At 72.0% G+C, this 16,528-nt stretch carries 12 protein-coding genes; 5 read left to right on the plus strand and 7 right to left on the minus strand.

From position 1 onward, the window contains the following. Nucleotides 1–585, minus strand: coding sequence for a DUF5998 family protein (locus C1A17_RS04925; RefSeq protein WP_101651574.1), 585 nt, complete (start codon nucleotides 583–585; stop codon nucleotides 1–3). Between the two features lie 87 nt (nucleotides 586–672). On the opposite strand from C1A17_RS04925, the gene C1A17_RS04930 reads away from it, so the two are divergent. Beyond that, nucleotides 673–3,354, plus strand: coding sequence for a bifunctional acetate--CoA ligase family protein/GNAT family N-acetyltransferase (locus C1A17_RS04930; RefSeq protein WP_101651262.1), 2,682 nt, complete (start codon nucleotides 673–675; stop codon nucleotides 3,352–3,354). A gap of 69 nt (nucleotides 3,355–3,423) precedes the next feature. On the opposite strand, the gene C1A17_RS04935 is transcribed toward C1A17_RS04930, so the two are convergent. Next, complete coding sequence (locus tag C1A17_RS04935; protein WP_101651264.1) at nucleotides 3,424–3,897, minus strand: GNAT family N-acetyltransferase; 474 nt, start codon at nucleotides 3,895–3,897, stop codon at nucleotides 3,424–3,426. 135 nt (nucleotides 3,898–4,032) lie between these two features. On the opposite strand from C1A17_RS04935, the gene C1A17_RS04940 reads away from it, so the two are divergent. After that, nucleotides 4,033–6,711, plus strand: coding sequence for a DNA gyrase/topoisomerase IV subunit A (locus tag C1A17_RS04940; protein WP_101651266.1), 2,679 nt, complete (start codon nucleotides 4,033–4,035; stop codon nucleotides 6,709–6,711). An 89-nt stretch (nucleotides 6,712–6,800) separates the two neighbouring features. On the opposite strand, the gene C1A17_RS04945 is transcribed toward C1A17_RS04940, so the two are convergent. Both C1A17_RS04945 and C1A17_RS04950 read right to left on the minus strand, forming a co-directional pair. After that, nucleotides 6,801–8,021, minus strand: coding sequence for an adenylate/guanylate cyclase domain-containing protein (locus C1A17_RS04945; protein WP_101651269.1), 1,221 nt, complete (start codon nucleotides 8,019–8,021; stop codon nucleotides 6,801–6,803). Continuing rightward, nucleotides 8,018–8,848: a biotin--[acetyl-CoA-carboxylase] ligase gene (locus tag C1A17_RS04950; protein ID WP_180953214.1), complete on the minus strand. Its 831-nt coding sequence runs from the start codon at nucleotides 8,846–8,848 to the stop codon at nucleotides 8,018–8,020. Before C1A17_RS04950 ends, C1A17_RS04945 begins: the two co-directional genes overlap by 4 nt. A gap of 64 nt (nucleotides 8,849–8,912) precedes the next feature. Here C1A17_RS04950 and C1A17_RS04955 point away from each other — a divergent pair, with 64 nt between their 5' ends. Together C1A17_RS04955 and C1A17_RS04960 are read left to right on the plus strand one after the other, a co-directional pair. Beyond that, nucleotides 8,913–10,499: an acyl-CoA carboxylase subunit beta gene (locus C1A17_RS04955; protein ID WP_101651273.1), complete on the plus strand. Its 1,587-nt coding sequence runs from the start codon at nucleotides 8,913–8,915 to the stop codon at nucleotides 10,497–10,499. Further along, nucleotides 10,496–10,744: a hypothetical protein gene (locus tag C1A17_RS04960; RefSeq protein ID WP_101651275.1), complete on the plus strand. Its 249-nt coding sequence runs from the start codon at nucleotides 10,496–10,498 to the stop codon at nucleotides 10,742–10,744. The genes C1A17_RS04955 and C1A17_RS04960 overlap by 4 nt, the downstream gene beginning before the upstream one ends. A gap of 124 nt (nucleotides 10,745–10,868) precedes the next feature. Here C1A17_RS04960 and C1A17_RS04965 read toward each other — a convergent pair whose 3' ends face one another. Continuing rightward, entirely contained in the window at nucleotides 10,869–12,059 is a 1,191-nt protein-coding gene (locus C1A17_RS04965) for an MFS transporter (protein ID WP_101651277.1), read from the minus strand. Between the two features lie 69 nt (nucleotides 12,060–12,128). On the opposite strand from C1A17_RS04965, the gene C1A17_RS04970 reads away from it, so the two are divergent. Further along, the gene (locus C1A17_RS04970) at nucleotides 12,129–13,841 is read left to right on the plus strand and encodes a DUF885 domain-containing protein (protein ID WP_101651279.1); all 1,713 of its coding nucleotides are present in this window, start codon (nucleotides 12,129–12,131) and stop codon (nucleotides 13,839–13,841) included. Between the two features lie 151 nt (nucleotides 13,842–13,992). Here C1A17_RS04970 and C1A17_RS04975 read toward each other — a convergent pair whose 3' ends face one another. Both C1A17_RS04975 and C1A17_RS04980 read right to left on the minus strand, forming a co-directional pair. Then, on the minus strand, nucleotides 13,993–15,177 hold the full coding sequence (locus C1A17_RS04975) for an MFS transporter (protein WP_101651281.1): 1,185 nt from the start codon (nucleotides 15,175–15,177) through the stop codon (nucleotides 13,993–13,995). Between the two features lie 125 nt (nucleotides 15,178–15,302). Then, nucleotides 15,303–16,496, minus strand: coding sequence for an NAD(P)/FAD-dependent oxidoreductase (locus C1A17_RS04980; RefSeq protein WP_101651284.1), 1,194 nt, complete (start codon nucleotides 16,494–16,496; stop codon nucleotides 15,303–15,305). Nucleotides 16,497–16,528 lie beyond the last annotated feature (32 nt).

Genomic DNA, 16,528 nt, shown 5'->3' on the forward strand with positions numbered 1-16,528 from the left:
TCAGGCGGTCGCCCGACGAGCGGCGAAGACGGCGCGGCGGAGGCGGTGGACGAAGTCCTCGGCGCGGTCGACCGCGTCCTGGCCCTCGGCCTGCGCGGACACGCGCAGGGTGACGTCCTCGGAGAACAGGGAGCCGCCGGTGCCGTGGTCGCCCTCGCAGTCGGGGTCGCCGCACGTCTCCGGATAGGTCTCGATGCGGCGCACCGCTCCCCAGCCCAGGGTGATCGCGACCTCGACCGGACGATCGGAGGGGCGGTAGTCCGCGGGGTCCTCGAAGGTGCGGCTGACGAGCACGGTGCGCAGCGCCTCGAGCGGGATGTCCTCGGTCGAGGTCACGCCGCGCGGCCGGCGCCCCGGAACGGGATCCGGCTCGTCGTCGACGTGGGCGAGGATGAGCCGGGTGGGCGTGACGAGGAACGCGGTGACGTGCCGGTGGATCGCATCGAGATCGACATGGGTGTCCATGTGCACGAAGTGGCTGAGGATGTCCTCGCCGAAGAGCGATTCGATGAGCATGCTGCCGGTGAGCTGCGGGTAGTACCCGGCCGCCTGGAGGTCGGTGGCGAGCGTTTTCGGAAGTGCCATGGACACCATTGTGCCGCAGGGCGCGGACACGGCCGATTCGCGGCCGGCAGGGGTGACCGGGACCGCCGCGGTCACTATGCTGGGCCCATGGAACCCTATCCTTCGTATTGGGAAGCCGATGTGGTGCTGCGCGACGGGGCGACGGCGCACGTGCGACCGATCCGCCCCTCCGATGCCGACGGCATCCAGGAGATGCACAGCAGGCAGTCCCCGGAGTCGATCTACCTGCGCTTCTTCGCGCCGCTGCCGGTGCTCCCGCAGAAGGACCTCGACCGGTTCGTTCACGTCGACCATCACGACCGGGTGGCGTTCGTCATGACGATCGGCGAGGAGATCATCGGCGTCGCCCGCTACGACCGGATCGACGACACCGCCGCCGAGGTCGCGTTCAACATCGCCGACGCGCACCAGGGCCGCGGCATCGGCTCGATCTTCCTCGAGCACCTCGCCGCGGCGGCGCGGGAGCGCGGGTTCGAGGTCTTCACCGCCGAGGTCCTGCCCCAGAACCGCTCGATGCTCCAGGTGTTCGCCGCCGCCGGCTACGAGGTCTCCCGCGAGTTCGATGACGGCGTCGTCGCCGTCCGCTTCGAGATCGACCCCACGGAGAAGTCGATCCAGGTGCAGGAGTCGCGCGAGCACCGCGCGGAGGCGAAGAGCGTCCGGTCGATCCTCCACCCGGGCTCGGTCGTCGTCATCGGCGCGAGCCGCAAGCGCAACTCGACCGGCAACCTCCTGCTCCGCAACCTCACCGCCGCCCGCTTCGCCGGGGACATCACCGTCGTCCACCCGGAGGCGGAGTCGGTCGCCGGGTTCCCCACCGTGCCCTCGCTCGATGCGGTGTCCGAGCCGATCGACCTCGCGGTCATCGCGGTGCCCGCGGAATCGTGCACCGAGGTCGTGCGCGACTGCGCGGCCCACGGGGTGAAGTCCGTCGTCGTCATCTCCTCGGGATTCGCCGAGACCGGCGAGCACGGCCTCGAGCTCCAGCGCGAGATGGTCGCCACCGCCCGTTCGCACGGCATGCGCGTGGTCGGCCCGAACTCGTTCGGCCTCGCCAACACCGCGCCCGAGGTCTCGCTCAACGCCTCGCTCGCACCCTTCCTCCCCGACGCCGGCACCCTGGGCCTGTTCAGCCAGTCGGGAGCGCTCGGCACCGCGCTCCTCGCCGCGGCGAAGACCCGCGGCCTGGGCATCTCGACGTTCGTCTCCGCGGGCAACCGCGCCGACCTCTCCGGCAACGACCTCCTCCAGTACTGGGAGGAGGATCCGGCGACCTCGACCGTCGGCCTCTACCTCGAGTCGATCGGCAATCCGCGCAAGTTCTCCCGGATCGCGCGGCGCGTGTCCCGCGTCAAGCCGGTCATCGTCATCAAGTCCGCCTTCACGGGGCGCGAGCTCCCCCCGGGCCACCAGGTGCGGGTGTCGAGCCTGTCGGCGACCGCGCTCGACCAGGTGCTGTCCCAGGCGGGCGTGATCCGCGCCGACACCATCCATCAGCTCTTCGACGTCGCACAGGTGTTCTCCACCCAGCCGCTGCCCGACGGCCGGCGGGTCGGCGTGGTCGGCAACTCCGCCGCCCTGTCGACGCTCATCGTCCAACGCGCCCGCTCCGAGGGGCTGCGGATCGACACCGCCCCGGTGTCGCTCCACCCGGAGGTCCAGGCCGAGGAGTTCGCCGCCGCGCTCCGGGACATGTACGCCGACCCCGCGGTCGACTCGGTGGTCGTGACCTTCGCCCCGTCCGCCGGCGCGGAGGAGCGCGAGATCGCCGCCGTCCTCGCCGACGAGGCCGCCCGCTCGGGGAAGACCACGGTCGCGTGCTTCCTCGGCGTCCACGGCGTCCAGGACGGGCTCACCGCCTACACCCGGACCGAGGACGGCTCCCGGCAGGCCCACACCGTGCCGAGCTACCTGGGACCCGAGGACGCCGTGTGGTCCCTCGCCCGGGCCACGGAGTACGCGATGTGGCGGAAGTCCGACCACGGCCGCTTCCCCGAGCTCGACACCGTCGACTCCCGGGCGGCCCGGGCGATCATCGAGCGCAATCTCGAGGGGGTCGAACCGGGCGAGACCGTGCTCCTCGAGCGCGACGACACCCGGGCGCTGCTCGGGGCCTACGGCCTCGAGTTCCTCCCCTACATCACCACGCACACCGTCGACGAGGCGCTCGCCGCGGCGGACACCCTCGGCTATCCGGTCGCGGTCAAGGCCGTGAACAAGCGGCTGCGCCACCGGATGGAGCTCGGCGGGGTGCGGCTCAACGTCGACGACCCCGACGAGCTCCGGCACGACTGGAACGGGATCGCCCGGGTCATCGAGACCGTGATCGGCTCCGGCGACGACCAGGGCATCGACGTCCAGGCGATGGCCCCGCCCGGCTCCGCGTGCGTGATCCGCGCCGGCGAGGACCCGCTGCTCGGCCCCATGGTGTCGTTCTCGCTCGCCGGGGACACCTCGGAGCTGCTCGACGACGTCGCGCACCGGGTCGCCCCGCTCACCGACCTCGACGCGGCGCGCATGGTGCGCTCGCTCAAGGCATCGCCGCGGCTGTTCGGCTACAAGGGGCTGCCGGTGATGAACATGGCGCCGGCGGAGGACGTCCTGCTGCGCCTGTCGGCGCTCGTCGAGGAGTTCCCCGCGATCCGCAACGTCGAGGTGCAGCCGATCGTCGTCACCGAGACCGATGCCCACCTCCTCAGCGTCAAGGTCGAGCTCGTCGCCTCGGCGGACCGGATGGACTCCCAGCGACGGCGGATGAGCGGGGGCTGACACCCCCGGCGCCTGCCCCGGTGAACCGCCGGACGACCGGCGGAGCGGATCCGGGGGCGACGGCGCTGATCAGTCCGCCGTCGGCTCCCACGCGTATTCGGTGAGCACCGACCCGGTGTCGGTCTCGACGTCGCGCACGCGGTCGAAGCCGGCCTTGCGGTACATCCCGATGCCGGGCGGATTGTCCTCCGAGGTGATGACGAAGAGCCGCTGTCCGAGCCCCTGGGCGTGGGCGAGCACGCGCGTCGCCACGCCCCGGCGGTGATGGTCGGGGCTGACGATGACGCGGGTGATGAAGAGTTCCGCCTGCCGCTCGGCGAGCACCACCGCCCCGCGGATCTCGGTGATCCGACCCGCCTCCTCGCCGAGGTCGACGATCCAGCGGAGCTGGGGGGCCATGATGTCCCGCACCGACTCGTAGAGGTACGGGATCCGGTCGTGTCCGAGGATCTCGGCCTCGATCCGGAAAGCAGCGAGCTGGATCCGCAGGAGCTCCGCGGCGTGGGCCGCCACCTCGACGGGGGTGAGTTCGCGCACAGTCATGGCCACCACTCTGCCACAGCACCGGCACCCGGCCGGCGGCAGGGCGCACCACGCCCCGCGGGCCCCGGAATCCCGGGCCCGGAGGCCCCTCGCGGGTAGGATGAGCCCGTTGTTCTTGTACGCGTGAGGAGATCCATGGCAGAGCCGGTCGCAGGCCAGATCGTCGACATCGACGTCTCCGAGGAGATGGAGACCTCCTTCCTCGAATACGCCTACTCGGTGATCTACGCCCGGGCCCTGCCGGACGCGCGCGACGGGCTCAAGCCCGTGCAGCGGCGCATCATCCACCAGATGGGCGAGATGGGGCTGCGCCCCGAGCGCGGCCACGTCAAGTCCTCCCGCATCGTCGGCGACGTCATGGGCAAGCTCCACCCGCACGGCGACACCGCGATCTACGACGCTCTCGTGCGCCTGAGCCAGGACTTCATCATGCGCGTCCCGCTCGTCGACGGCCACGGGAACTTCGGCAGCCTCGACGACGGGCCGGCCGCCCCGCGCTACACCGAGGCCAAGCTCACCCGGGCGGCGATGGCGATGATCGCCGGGCTCGACGAGGACGTCGTCGACTTCGTCCCGAACTACGACAGCACCCTGACCCAGCCGGAGATCCTCCCCGCCGCCTTCCCCAACCTCCTCATCAACGGCGCCTCGGGGATCGCCGTCGGCATGGCGACGAACATGGCGCCCCACAACCCCGGCGAGGTCATCGCCGCCGCCCGGCACCTCATCGAGAACCCCCGGGCCGAGCTCTCCGAGCTCATGCGCTTCGTGCCGGGACCCGACCTCCCCTCCGGCGGGCGGATCATCGGCCTGGCCGGGGTGCGCGAGGCCTACGAGACCGGGCGCGGAACGTTCCGCACCCGCGCGACGGTGAAGTTCGAGAACCTCACCGCGCGCCGCAAGGGCATCGTCGTCACCGAGCTGCCCTACCTCGTCGGCCCGGAGAAGGTCATCGAGAAGGTCAAGGACGCGGTGCAGGCGAAGAAGCTCACCGGCATCGCCTCGATCGACGACTTCTCCGACCGCAAGCACGGCCTCCGGCTCGTCATCGGCATCAAGAACGGCTTCAACCCCGAGGCGGTGCTGTCCGAGCTCTACCGGCTCACGCCGATGGAGGACTCCTTCGGCATCAACAACGTGTGCCTCGTCGACGGGCAGCCGCGCACCCTCGGGCTCAGGGAGCTGCTCCAGGTCTACGTCGACCACCGGCTCGGCGTCGTGCTCCGCCGCACCCGCTTCCAGCTCCGGAAGGCCGAGGACCGCCTCCACCTCGTCGAGGGCCTCCTCATCGCGATCCTCGACATCGACGAGGTCATCCAGCTCATCCGCTCCTCGGACGACGCTGCGACCGCGCGCGGCCGGCTCATGGAGGTGTTCGACCTCTCCGAGCTCCAGGCGACGTACATCCTCGACCTCCAGCTCCGCCGGCTGACGAAATTCTCCCGGCTCGAGCTCGAGGCCGAGCGCGACGAGCTGCGCGAGCGGATCGCGGAGCTGCAGAGCATCCTCGCCTCCGACGAGAAGCTCCGCGCACTCGTGTCGAAGGAGCTCGGCGAGGCCGGCGACGCGATCGACTCCGCGCGCCGCACCGCGCTCGTCGAGGGCACGCAGGAGGTCACCGGGGCGCGTCGGAAGGCCGGTTCGCCCGAGCTCACCATCGCCGACGACCCGTGCTGGGTGCTGCTGTCGACCTCGGGACGGGTCGCCCGTACGAACACGCTCGCGCCGCTGCCGACGACCGGACGGCGCGCCGCCCACGACGCGCTGCGCTCCCAGGTCGCGACGACCGCGCGCGGCACCGTCGGAGCGATCACCTCGAAGGGCCGACTCCTCACCATCGACGTCGTCGCGCTGCCCGCGCTGCCGCCGCAGGCCACCCGGCCCGGGCTCGCGGGCGGAGTGCGGATCGGCGAGTTCGTCACGCTCGACTCCGGGGAGCGGGTGCTCGGCCTCGTCGACATCGGCACCGACTTCTTCCTCGCCACCGCCGGCGGCGTCATCAAGCGGGTCGCGGGCGCTGAGGCGCCGGCGAACAAGGACGCCTGGTCGGTGATCAACCTCAAGGGCAAGGACGCGGTCGTCGGCGTCGGCCAGCTGCCCGAACCGGATGCCGCGCGGGCGGTCCTCATCGCCTCGAACGGCCAGCTGCTCACCTACGCCGCGGACCTCGTGCGGGCCCAGGGCTGGAACGCCGGCGGCGTCGCCGGGATGAAGCTCGGGGCGGACGCGCGGGTCATCGCCTTCGACCTCGTCGATCCGGCCGCGGACAACGTCGTCGTCACCGTCGCCGATGGGGTGAACTTCAACGGCGAGCCGGCGCTCTCGATCAAGCTCACCCCGCTCACCGAGTTCCCCACCAAGGGCCGTGCGACCGGCGGAGTGCGCGCCCACCGCTTTCTCAAGGGCGAGTCCGCGCTCGCTCTCGCCCACACCGGACCGGATCCCCAGGCCGCGGCCTCCGGCGGCGGTGCCCGCGCACTGCCCGGCGAGCACGGGCGGCGCGACGGCACCGGCACCCCGCTCGAGACGAAGATCGACGCCGTCGGCTCGCTCCCCCACGCCTACGGCGCCGAGGAGGGCGCGGACGAGGTCCGGGCGGCCGAGGAGCAGGCGGCGGCCGGCGCTCCCCAGGCCGAGCGGCCGGGTGCGGCGGGATCCGCCGACCTCGACCTCCCGGCGCACACCCCGCGCACGCCGGACCCGGAGCTCGCGGCACGCCGCGAGGAGATCGCGCGCGCCCGGGTGGACGAGGACGGAGCTGCGGTCATCGTCAGCCGCGACGGCGACGACGAGGAGCCCGGCGCGCTCTTCTGAGCACCCGGCCCGGCCCGGAGCGCTGAGAGTCCGGTACGCGGATCGCCGGCAACCGGACCCACGACGGGCGCGTCGCTGCCCCGTCCCGCTCAGGTGTCCTCGGACAGCTCCATGGTGAGCGGCTCGGCGGTGCCGCGGCTCATCTCCATGACCGCGACCTCGCCGAGGCCCTGGAGGTTGAGTCCGCCGCACGCGCGGAACTCGTAGTCGTCGGTGCGCTCGATGATCTGGGCGGTGTCGCGGTCGGTGACGACGGTCCCGGGGTCGGCGACGGCGGTGAGGCGCGCCGCGAGGTTGACCGTCGAGCCGAACACGTCGCCCAACCGGGACAGCACCCGCCCCCACGCGAAGCCGACGCGCGCCTTGGGCAGCTGAACGTCGTCGCGGATCTCCTCCTGGAGCCGCAGGGCGATCTCCGCGCCGGCGTGCGGGGTCTGCGCGGCGAAGAACACCTCGTCGCCGACGGTCTTGATGATCCGCCCGCAGCCCGTGGCGACGACGGCGTAGGCGACGTCCTGGAAGCGCTTGACCATGTACGCGAGCTGGCGCGGCTCCATCTGCTGGGACAGGCGGGTGTACGACACGAGATCGACGAAGCCGACCGCCCGGGCCAGCGGCATCGAGGAGTCGTACCAGCCGTGCAGGCTGTCGCCGGCCTGCCCGCTCGTGGGATCGATGTTGAGCCGGCCGAGGGCCCCGACGAGGTTCCGCTTCCACGCATAGGTGAGCACGTGCTCGAGCGGGTCGACGATCTCCTCGAAGAGGTCGAGGACGACCGCGCGGGCCTCGCCGTCGGACAGTCCGCGGACGTCGGAGAGGTATTCGACGATCGTCTCCATCTGCCACACGACGAGACGGTCGGTGGTCTGCCCGACGGCGCGCATGAGGGAGAGCACGGTCTCCTCGTCGAGCAGGTCGGTGGCGACGATCCGCGCGACCTCGGTGAGCGCCCGCGCGTCGTTGACGGTGAAGGCGACCTGCCCCTCGGGCACCCGGGCGAGTCCGAGCGTGCGCCAGAACTTGCGGGCGGAGATCGTCGACACCTCGGCGAGCTGCGCGACCTCGCGCCGGGTGAGCACGCGCTTGCCGCCGAGGAGCACCTCCTCGAGGCGCGCGGCGGCGGAGCGCATCTCGAAGATCGTGTCCTCGATCTCGGCGCGCTCCCGATCACCGATGGCGGCGGGATCGAACGGGGAGAGATCGGTGTCGTCGTCCGGGCCGGCGTCGAGGTCCGCGTATCGGCCCTCGTCGGAAGTCCGGTCCCGGTCCGCGGCTGCGGGGTCGTCGGCCGCGTCGGAGGGATGGCTCATGCCGGCCTCGCGTGGACGACGTCGCCGGCGCTCACCCGTCGACGCTCGCCGTCGACCTCGACGACGAGGGCGGCGGTCGCATCGAGCTCGACGGCGCGCCCGGTGAAGCGCTCGTCCCCGGGCAGCTCGACCCGGACGTCGGAGCCCAGGGTGATCATCGCGTCCCGGACCCCGCCGGCGGAGGCGGTGGCGCCGGCCCGCGGACCGGCGCGGAGGACCTCGGCGACGGCGGGACCGAGCCGGGAGAGCACCCCGACGAGGAGCGCCTCGCGGTCCGCGCTCCCCCCGGCGAGGGTGAGCGAGGTGGCCGTCGGGACGGGGAGCTCGCCTTCGGTGAGAGAGACGTTGATGCCGATGCCGATGATCACCGTCGTCCCCCGCTCGGGGTCGAGGTGCGCCCGGGTGAGGATGCCGCAGATCTTGCGCCCGTCGACGAGCACGTCGTTGGGCCACTTGACTCCGGCCGGGGCACCGCGCTCGGCGAGCGCCTCGGCGACGCACCACCCGGTGACGACGGGGAGCCAGCCGAGCATCTCGGCCGGGAACGCGGCGGGCACCCGGAAGGGCACGGAGAAGGTCAGGCAGGCTGCCGGCGGCACGGTCCACACCCGGTCGAGCCGGCCGCGGCCGGCGGTCTGATGGTCGGTGCCCAGCACCGAGAGGTCCGGCCAGCCGTCGGGTTCGGCGGTGAGACGGTCGGCGAGCTCCGCATTCGTCGAGCCGAGCTCGGCGGGCCATTCGCAGCGTCCGGGGGTCAGCTCCGCACGGCGGGCCAGGTCCTGGAATCGGTCGAGATCGAAGGCGGGACGGCTCGGTTCGGTGCGCACCAGATCACCCTATGGGGTTTGGCACCCGGACACAACGACTCGCCCCCGCCATTAGGCTGACACCATGAGTGAGACTTCCGTGCCGCGCACGACCGCCGACCGCATCGCCGCCTTCGAGGACCGCCGCCGGGCGGCCCACGCGGGGAGCGAGCGGGCCGTGGAGAACCAGCACAAGCGCGGCAAGCAGACCGCCCGGGAGCGCATCGACCAGCTCCTCGACGACGATTCGTTCCAGGAGATCGACGAGTTCGTCCGGCACCACAACACGCAGTTCGGGATGCAGGCCAACCGTCCCGACGGCGACGGCGTCGTGTGCGGCCTCGGCACGATCGACGGCCGCACGGTCGCGGTCTTCGCCCACGACTTCACCGTGCTCGGCGGCTCCCTCGCGGAGGCCAACGGGCGGAAGATCGTCAAGGTGCAGGAGCTCGCGCTCAAGCTCGGCTGCCCGATAATCGGCATCAACGACTCCGGAGGCGCCCGGATCCAGGAGGGCGTCGGATCGATCGCGCTGTTCGCGGAGATCTTCCGGCTCAACGTCGCCTCGTCCGGGGTCATCCCCCAGATCAGCCTCATCATGGGGCCGTCGGCCGGCGGCGCGGTGTACTCCCCCGCCCTCACCGACTTCACCATCATGGTCGACGGCACCTCGCACATGTACATCACCGGACCCGACGTCATCCGGACGGTGACCGGCGAGAATGTCGGCCACGAGGAGCTCGGCGGCGGCCGCACCCACAACTCGGTGAGCGGCAACGCCCACTACCTCGCCGCCGACGAGACCGACGCGCTCAACTACGTGTGCGACCTGCTCTCGTTCCTGCCGTCGAACAACCTCGACGAGGCGCCGCTCGTCCACGCCCCGGCCGACCTCACCCCGGACGCCGACGACGAGGCGCTCGACACCCTCATGCCCGACTCGCCCTCCCAGCCCTACGACATCCTCGATGTCGTCACCACGGTGCTCGACACCGGGGAGTTCCTCGAGGTGGCGGAGCTGTTCGCGCCCAACGTCGTCACCGGCTTCGGCCGCGTCGAGGGCCGCACCGTCGGGATCATCGCGAACCAGCCGATGCAGCTCGCCGGCACGCTCGACATCGACGCCTCGGAGAAGGCCGCCCGGTTCGTCCGGTTCTGCGACGCCTTCAACATCCCGATCCTCACCTTCGTCGACGTCCCCGGCTTCCTGCCCGGCACCGACCAGGAGCTCGGCGGGATCATCCGGCGCGGCGCCAAGCTCATCTACGCCTACGGCGAGGCCACGGTCCCGCTCATCACCCTCATCACCCGCAAGGCCTACGGCGGCGCCTACTGCGTCATGGGGTCCAAGCAGCTCGGCGCGGATCTCAATCTCGCGTGGCCGAGCGCGCAGATCGCGGTCATGGGTGCGCAGGGCGCGGCGAACATCGTCTACCGCAAGACCCTCAAGGCGGCCGAGGAGGCCGGCGAGGATGTCGATGCGAAGCGCGGCGAGCTCATCCAGGAGTACGAGGATGCGCTCCTCAACCCCTACCTCGCGGCCGAGGAGGGCTACATCGACGCCGTCATCGCCCCGCGCGAGACCCGCAACCGGATCGTCCGCGGGCTCCGCGCGCTGGCGAACAAGCACGTCGACGCGAGCAGCCGCAAGCACGGGAACATCCCCCTGTGAGCGCGGACCGCACCGCCGGCGCCCCGGATCTGCCGGTGTCCGTCGAGAGCGACGCCGGGGCCGCTCCGCTCTCCCCCGAGCGGGAGCGCGAGCTCGCCCGGGCGGCGGTCGTCGCCGCCCTCGTGGCGCTCCGCCACGTCGAGGCGCTCCATGCCGATGCCCCGGAGCCGCACGCCTCGCGCTTCGCCTCCCCCGCGCGCGCCCACCGGCGCACTCCCGCGGGATCCTGGCGCCACCGGTTCTGAGAGAGTCGGGCCGGCGGTTCCGGACCCGCCCGTACTGCGGTTCCGAGGTGGCCCGGCTCCGGCGCGGCGTGGTCGCCCGGCAGCGACGCTGCACGGCCTCCCCTTCCTCCGGGAACCCGGGTGATCAGGTGAGGGCGGTCGGGCGCCCGCCGCGGTGGCGTCCGTGGAACACGAAGTACACCCCGGCCGCGGCGACGACGAGTCCCGCGCACACGAGGTAGACCCCGGACAGCCCGAGGCCGGGCACGAGCGCCCCGAGCAGGACGGGACCGAGCCCGGTGCCGAGGTCGAGCATGATGAAGAACGTCGAGATCGCCAGACCCACCCGGTGCGGTGCGGTGACGTTGACCGCGATCGCCTGGGCCGACGGGAACAGGGATCCGAAGCCGAGCCCCATGGGCACCGCCGCGAGCACGATCATCCATCCGGCGTCGGCGAGCGCGATGAGGACGAGACCGAGGGTGAAGAGCGCGAAGATCGGGTACATGACGACGTCGTCGCCGTACCGGTCCTGGATGCGCCCGACGACGAGGCGGGCGACGAGCATGACGAGCGCGAACAGGAGGAAGAATCCGCTCGCCGCCTCCGGTGTCCCGATCCCGGCGGCATGGCCGGCGAGGAACGCGAGCACGATCGAGTAGGCCATTCCGGTGAGCAGCATGACCGCGGCGATCCGCAGCGCGCCGAGGTCGATGATCGAGGTGAGCGTGAGACGCCACTTGTCGGCGCGCTCCTCCTCCGACGGGGTCCTCTCCGGCAGCCGGAGGCCGAGCGCGAGCACGCAGCCGGCGACGGAGAACAGCGCGCAGGCGAGGAACATCGCGGCGTAGCCGAACTGCTGTGCGAGCAGCACGGCGAGGAACGGTCCGATCGCGGTGGCGAGCGTGGTCGAGGTGCCGAAGTACCCGGTGCCCTCGGCCCGCCGGGCCGGTGGGATCACCGTCTGCACGGCGGCCATGATCGCGGTGTTGCCCGCGCCGAACGCGATGCCGTGGACGACCCGGACCGCGATGACGGCCCACACCTCGGCGAGCGGGATGTAGAGGAGGCCGCAGACGACGAACACGATGAGCGCCCCGAGGATCATCCGGCGGCGTCCGATGAAGTCGAGGTACTTGCCGGCGAACACGCGCGCGACGAGGGCACCGATGATGAAGCCGCTCGACGCGAGCCCGGCGACGGTCTCCGCCGCCCCGAACCGGTCGATCGCGTAGCCGGCCATCGAGGTCATGAGGAGGTAGAAGGTCAGCGACATCGAGAGGTTGACGGCGAACGCGAGGACGAACGACCGGGTCCACAGCCGCTGCTGCTCCACTGCGCCCCCTCGAGTGCTCCTCCGCACCGGACGGACCAACTCTATCCCGCTCCTCGATAGGGTGATGCCATGACCACTGACACCCCGCACGCCTCCGTCCGCACCCCCTCGCCCATCGACGCCGTCGCCGAACGGCACACCGCGCGCCTCGTCGAGATGTCCCCGGCGCTGCGCGTCGAGCTCGGCCTGCCCGGCGACGAGACCGTCCTCGACGACTACTCCCCTGCGGGCTTCGCGGCGCGCGATGCGCTCAACGCCTCGACGCTGGCCGAGCTCGACGCGGCCGAGGCGCAGATGGCCGCCGACGGATCCGCCCCCGACGCCGTCGACGCGGTGACCCTCGACGCGATGCGCGAGCGCCTCGGCAGCGAGCGGGCGATCCATGCCGCGGGCCTCGACGTCGGGCGGCTCAATGTCATCCACTCCCCGCTCCAGGAGATCCGCGACCTGTTCGACCTCGTGCCGCAGGAGACCGCGGCCGACTGGGAGAACAGCGCCGCGAAGCTCCGTGCGGTCGGCGACGCCCTCGCCGGGTACCGGGAGAGCCTCCTCGCAGCGCGCGACGACGGCCACGCCCCGGCCGCCCGCCAGGTCGAGCGCGGCATCGAGCAGGCGCGCGAGGCCTCCCGGGCCGGCGGGCACTTCGACCGCTTCGTCGCCCGAGCCCAGGACGTGCCGGACGCTCTCGGAGCCGAGCTCGCGGAATCCGCGCAGGTCGCCCGCACCGCCTTCGCCGAGCTCGCCGAGTTCCTCGCCGCGGAGATCGCTCCGCAGGCCCGGGCCGAGGATGCGTGCGGCCGGGACGAGTACCGCCTGTTCAGCCGCGAGTTCCTGGGAGCCGAGGTCGATCTCGACGAGACCTACGCGTGGGGTCTCGCCGAGCTCGAGCGGATCGACGCCGAGCAGCGGCGCATCGCCGAGCGGATCGCTCCCGGGAAGGGCGTGTTCGAGGTCATGCGCATGCTCGACGCGGACCCCGCGCGGCAGCTCCACGGGCTCGACGCGCTCCGGACGTGGATGCAGGAGAAGGCCGACGCCGCGATCGAGGCGCTCGCCGGCACGCAGTTCGACATCCCCGAGCCCGTCCGCACGATCGAGTGCATGGTGCTGCCCGACGGCTCCGGCGGCATCTACTACACGCCTCCGACCGACGACTTCTCCCGCCCCGGCCGGATGTGGTGGTCGGTCCCGGCCGGTGTCGAGACCTTCTCCACCTGGCAGGAGCTCACCACGGTCTACCACGAGGGCGTGCCCGGCCATCACCTGCAGATCGGACAGGCCGTCGTCGTCCGCGACACGCTCAACACATGGCGCCGTCAGATCTGCTGGGTCTCCGGCCACGGCGAGGGCTGGGCGCTCTATGCCGAGAAGCTCATGGCCGAGCTCGGCTTCCTCGACGACCCCGCCGACCACCTCGGAATGCTCGATTCGCAGCGCGTGCGCGCCGCGCGCGTGTGCGTCGACATCGGCGTGCACTGCGGTCTCGCAGCACCGGAATCGGTGGGCGGCGGGACCTGGGACGCGGACAAGGCGTGGCAGTTCCTCACCGACAACGTCGCGATGGACCGGAGCTTCCTCGCCTTCGAGCTCGACCGCTACCTCGGCTGGCCGGGCCAGGCACCGAGCTATGCGATCGGCCGCCGGCTGTGGGAGGAGATCCGCGACGCGGCGCAGTCCGTCGCCCGGGCCGAGGGCCGCACGTTCGACCTCAAGGACTTCCACTCCCGTGCGCTCGACCTCGGCTCGGTCGGCCTCGACACCCTCCGCCGCGCCCTCGCCTGAGCTTCCAGGGGTCCGGGCCCCGGACTTCCGTACCCCGGGCCCCCTGGCCCCAGGCCCCCGTCGAGTGGTCAGTTCCGGTCGGATACTCGCGAGTATTCGACCGGAACTGACCACTCGACGGGTTGAGGGAGGGGGAAGAGGCGACGATGCGTCAGACGCGGCGGCGGACGAAGCGGCCGTGGACGAGGAAGTACAGCACTCCGGCGGCGAAGACGAGGCCCGCCGCGACGAGGTACATCGCCTCGTAGGTGAAGGTCCCGACGAGCGTGCCGAGCACGATCGGCCCGACGCCGAAGCCGAGGTCCATCATGAGGAAGTAGGTCGAGGTCGCCACTCCCACCCGCGCGGGGCCGGCGGCGGTGATGGTGATCGCCTGCGCGCTCGCCATGAGCGATCCGAACCCGACCCCGGCGAGCATCCCGGCGAGGACGATCATCCACACCGCCTGGGTCGCGGCGACGAGCACCATGGCCGCGAAGAAGCACAGGAAGAGCGGGTACATCACGACGTTGTCGCCGTGGCGGTCCTGGACGCGGCCGAGGGTGAGCCGGGCGATGAGGGAGAAGCACGCGAAGGACAGGAAGTAGTACGGGGCGGCGTGCGCCATCCCCATCTCCGAGGTGTAGCCGAAGAGGAAGGCCATGATCGAGGAGTAGGCGATGCCGCAGAGGAACATCACGCCGCCGATCCGCAGGCCGTCCCGGTCGAGGAGATTGCGGGGGTGGAAGGTCGCCGCGCCGACGCGTGGCACGTAGCGGCTGTCGACCTCGGGAACACGGAGGAAGAACAGGCCGAGGAAGCCGATGAGGGTGAACCCGGACGACACGACGAACAGCCAGTCGTAGCCGAAGTCGGCGATGACGGTGAGCGCGATGAACGGTCCGAGCGCGGCGGCGAGCGTCGTCGAGGTCGAGAAGTACCCGGTGCCCTCGGCACGACGGGACGGCGGGATGATCGTCTGTACGGCGGCCATGATCGCCGTGTGCCCGACGCCGAAGGTCATGCCGTGGAGGAGGCGGACGGCGATGAGCACGCCGAGGTGGTCGGCGAGGAGGTAGAGCAGCGTGGCCCCGACCGAGGCGCCGAGGGAGACGATGAGCACCCGGTACCGGCCGATGATGTCGAGGAACGCGCCGGTGAAGATCCGGGCGATGAGGGCGCCGACGACGAAGGCGCTCGCGGTGAAGCCGGCGACGGTGTCGGATGCGGCGAAGCGGAGCACCGCGTACTCGGCCATCGAGGTGACGAGGAGGTAGAAGACGAAGGAGAGGAAGATGCAGATGACGAGGGCGAGGATGAAGTCCTTCGACCACAGCCTCCGCTCCGGCTCCGCCATCACTGCACCGCACTCCTCGTCATTCCGTCCCCGCACGCCATTACATCACGGAGGCGTGACGCGCCTCACGCCGGGTCCGGGCGGGCATGCGACGGCGGGACTGCGGGGACGGGCGGCGCAGCGGTTCAGCGCTCACCGCTGAGGATGTGCTCGGCCATGCGCTCCCCGGTGACGGGTCCGAGGACGATCCCCCACATCCCGTGGCCGGTGGCCACGTATCCGCGCCGGGCGACGCGGCGCAGCACCGGTCGGCCGTCGTCGCTCACCGGGCGCGGCCCCACCCAGTGGTCGGTGGTGTCGGTGAGGTCGATGCCGGTGACGAACGGCTCCAGGGTCGCAGCGATCGAGTCGATCCGGCCCGCGCGCGGCGGGGCGTCCGGCGGCAGGAACTCCATGGTCCCGGCGACACGCACGCCCGAGCGGTACGGGGTGAGGACGATGCGCTGGGTGGGGAAGTACACGGGTCCTCCGGGCATGGCACCGGGGGCCGCGGTGGCGGTGAAGGAGTAGCCGCGGCAGCTCGTCTGCCGGGTCCGCGCACGGGCGCCGAACACCGGGCCGAGCACCGCGTCGGACCAGGCGCCCGCGGCGACGAGCACGGTGTCGGCGGTGTGCGCTTCTCCTGCGGAGTCGATGAGGCTGACCGCGGAGCTGCCCGCGTGCCCGGCGACGACCTCGACCCCCTCGCGGATCTCCACGCCGGCCGCGCGCGCCGTCCGGGCGAGCTCCGCGCAGTACGCGCCGGGATCGATGTACGCCTGCCCGGTGATGGTGAGCGCGTGGGTGACCCGCGCGGAGAAGCACGGCAGATCCGCCGCCGGGGTGCGCCGGGCGGCGAGCTCGACCCCGGTCGCGGCGAGCAGCTCGACCTCGTGCTCGAACGCGGCGATCGTCGAGGCGGACTCCGCGCCGAGGTGGTAGTCGGCGCGGATGACGGGCGACTCGACCCCGGCGGCGGCGAGCCGGTCGAAGGCGGCGAGCGCCTCGCGGGTGAGCGGGGCGTTCGCCTCGACCGCGGCGGAGAACCGCCGGGTCGTCATCTGGGCGGCGAACCGGGCGAGGAACCCGAGCACCTGCGGGGTCGGGCGCGGCACGGACAGCGGGGCGTCCGGATCGGTGAGCGCCTGGATCCCGTGGCGCCACCCGCCGGGCTCGGCGAGCGGGGCGACGAGCCCGGGGCACACCCAGCCGGCGTTGCCCCAGCTCGCCCCGGCGACCACCCGGTCGCGCTCGAGCACGGTGACCTCCGCACCCGCCCGGGCGAGGTGGAAGGCGCTCGCGAGCCCGACGATCCCGGCGCCGACGACGATGACACGCATGGTGCTCCTCTCAGAGGTGACGGCTCATCCGC

Origin of the sequence: Brevibacterium ihuae (assembly GCF_900184225.1) — a bacterium.
Taxonomy (GTDB): Bacteria; Actinomycetota; Actinomycetes; order Actinomycetales; family Brevibacteriaceae; genus Brevibacterium; species Brevibacterium ihuae.

Excerpts from the sequence above, each read along its gene's own strand:
- C1A17_RS04930 (WP_101651262.1), top strand. The coding sequence starts at position 673 with ATGGAACCCTATCCTTCGTATTGGGAAGCCGATGTGGTGCTGCGCGAC.
- C1A17_RS04975 (WP_101651281.1), bottom strand. The coding sequence starts at position 15,177 with ATGGCGGAGCCGGAGCGGAGGCTGTGGTCGAAGGACTTCATCCTCGCC.
- C1A17_RS04935 (WP_101651264.1), bottom strand. The coding sequence starts at position 3,897 with ATGACTGTGCGCGAACTCACCCCCGTCGAGGTGGCGGCCCACGCCGCG.
- C1A17_RS04940 (WP_101651266.1), top strand. The coding sequence starts at position 4,033 with ATGGCAGAGCCGGTCGCAGGCCAGATCGTCGACATCGACGTCTCCGAG.
- C1A17_RS04955 (WP_101651273.1), top strand. The coding sequence starts at position 8,913 with ATGAGTGAGACTTCCGTGCCGCGCACGACCGCCGACCGCATCGCCGCC.
- C1A17_RS04925 (WP_101651574.1), bottom strand. The coding sequence starts at position 585 with ATGGCACTTCCGAAAACGCTCGCCACCGACCTCCAGGCGGCCGGGTAC.
- C1A17_RS04945 (WP_101651269.1), bottom strand. The coding sequence starts at position 8,021 with ATGAGCCATCCCTCCGACGCGGCCGACGACCCCGCAGCCGCGGACCGG.
- C1A17_RS04970 (WP_101651279.1), top strand. The coding sequence starts at position 12,129 with ATGACCACTGACACCCCGCACGCCTCCGTCCGCACCCCCTCGCCCATC.
- C1A17_RS04980 (WP_101651284.1), bottom strand. The coding sequence starts at position 16,496 with ATGCGTGTCATCGTCGTCGGCGCCGGGATCGTCGGGCTCGCGAGCGCC.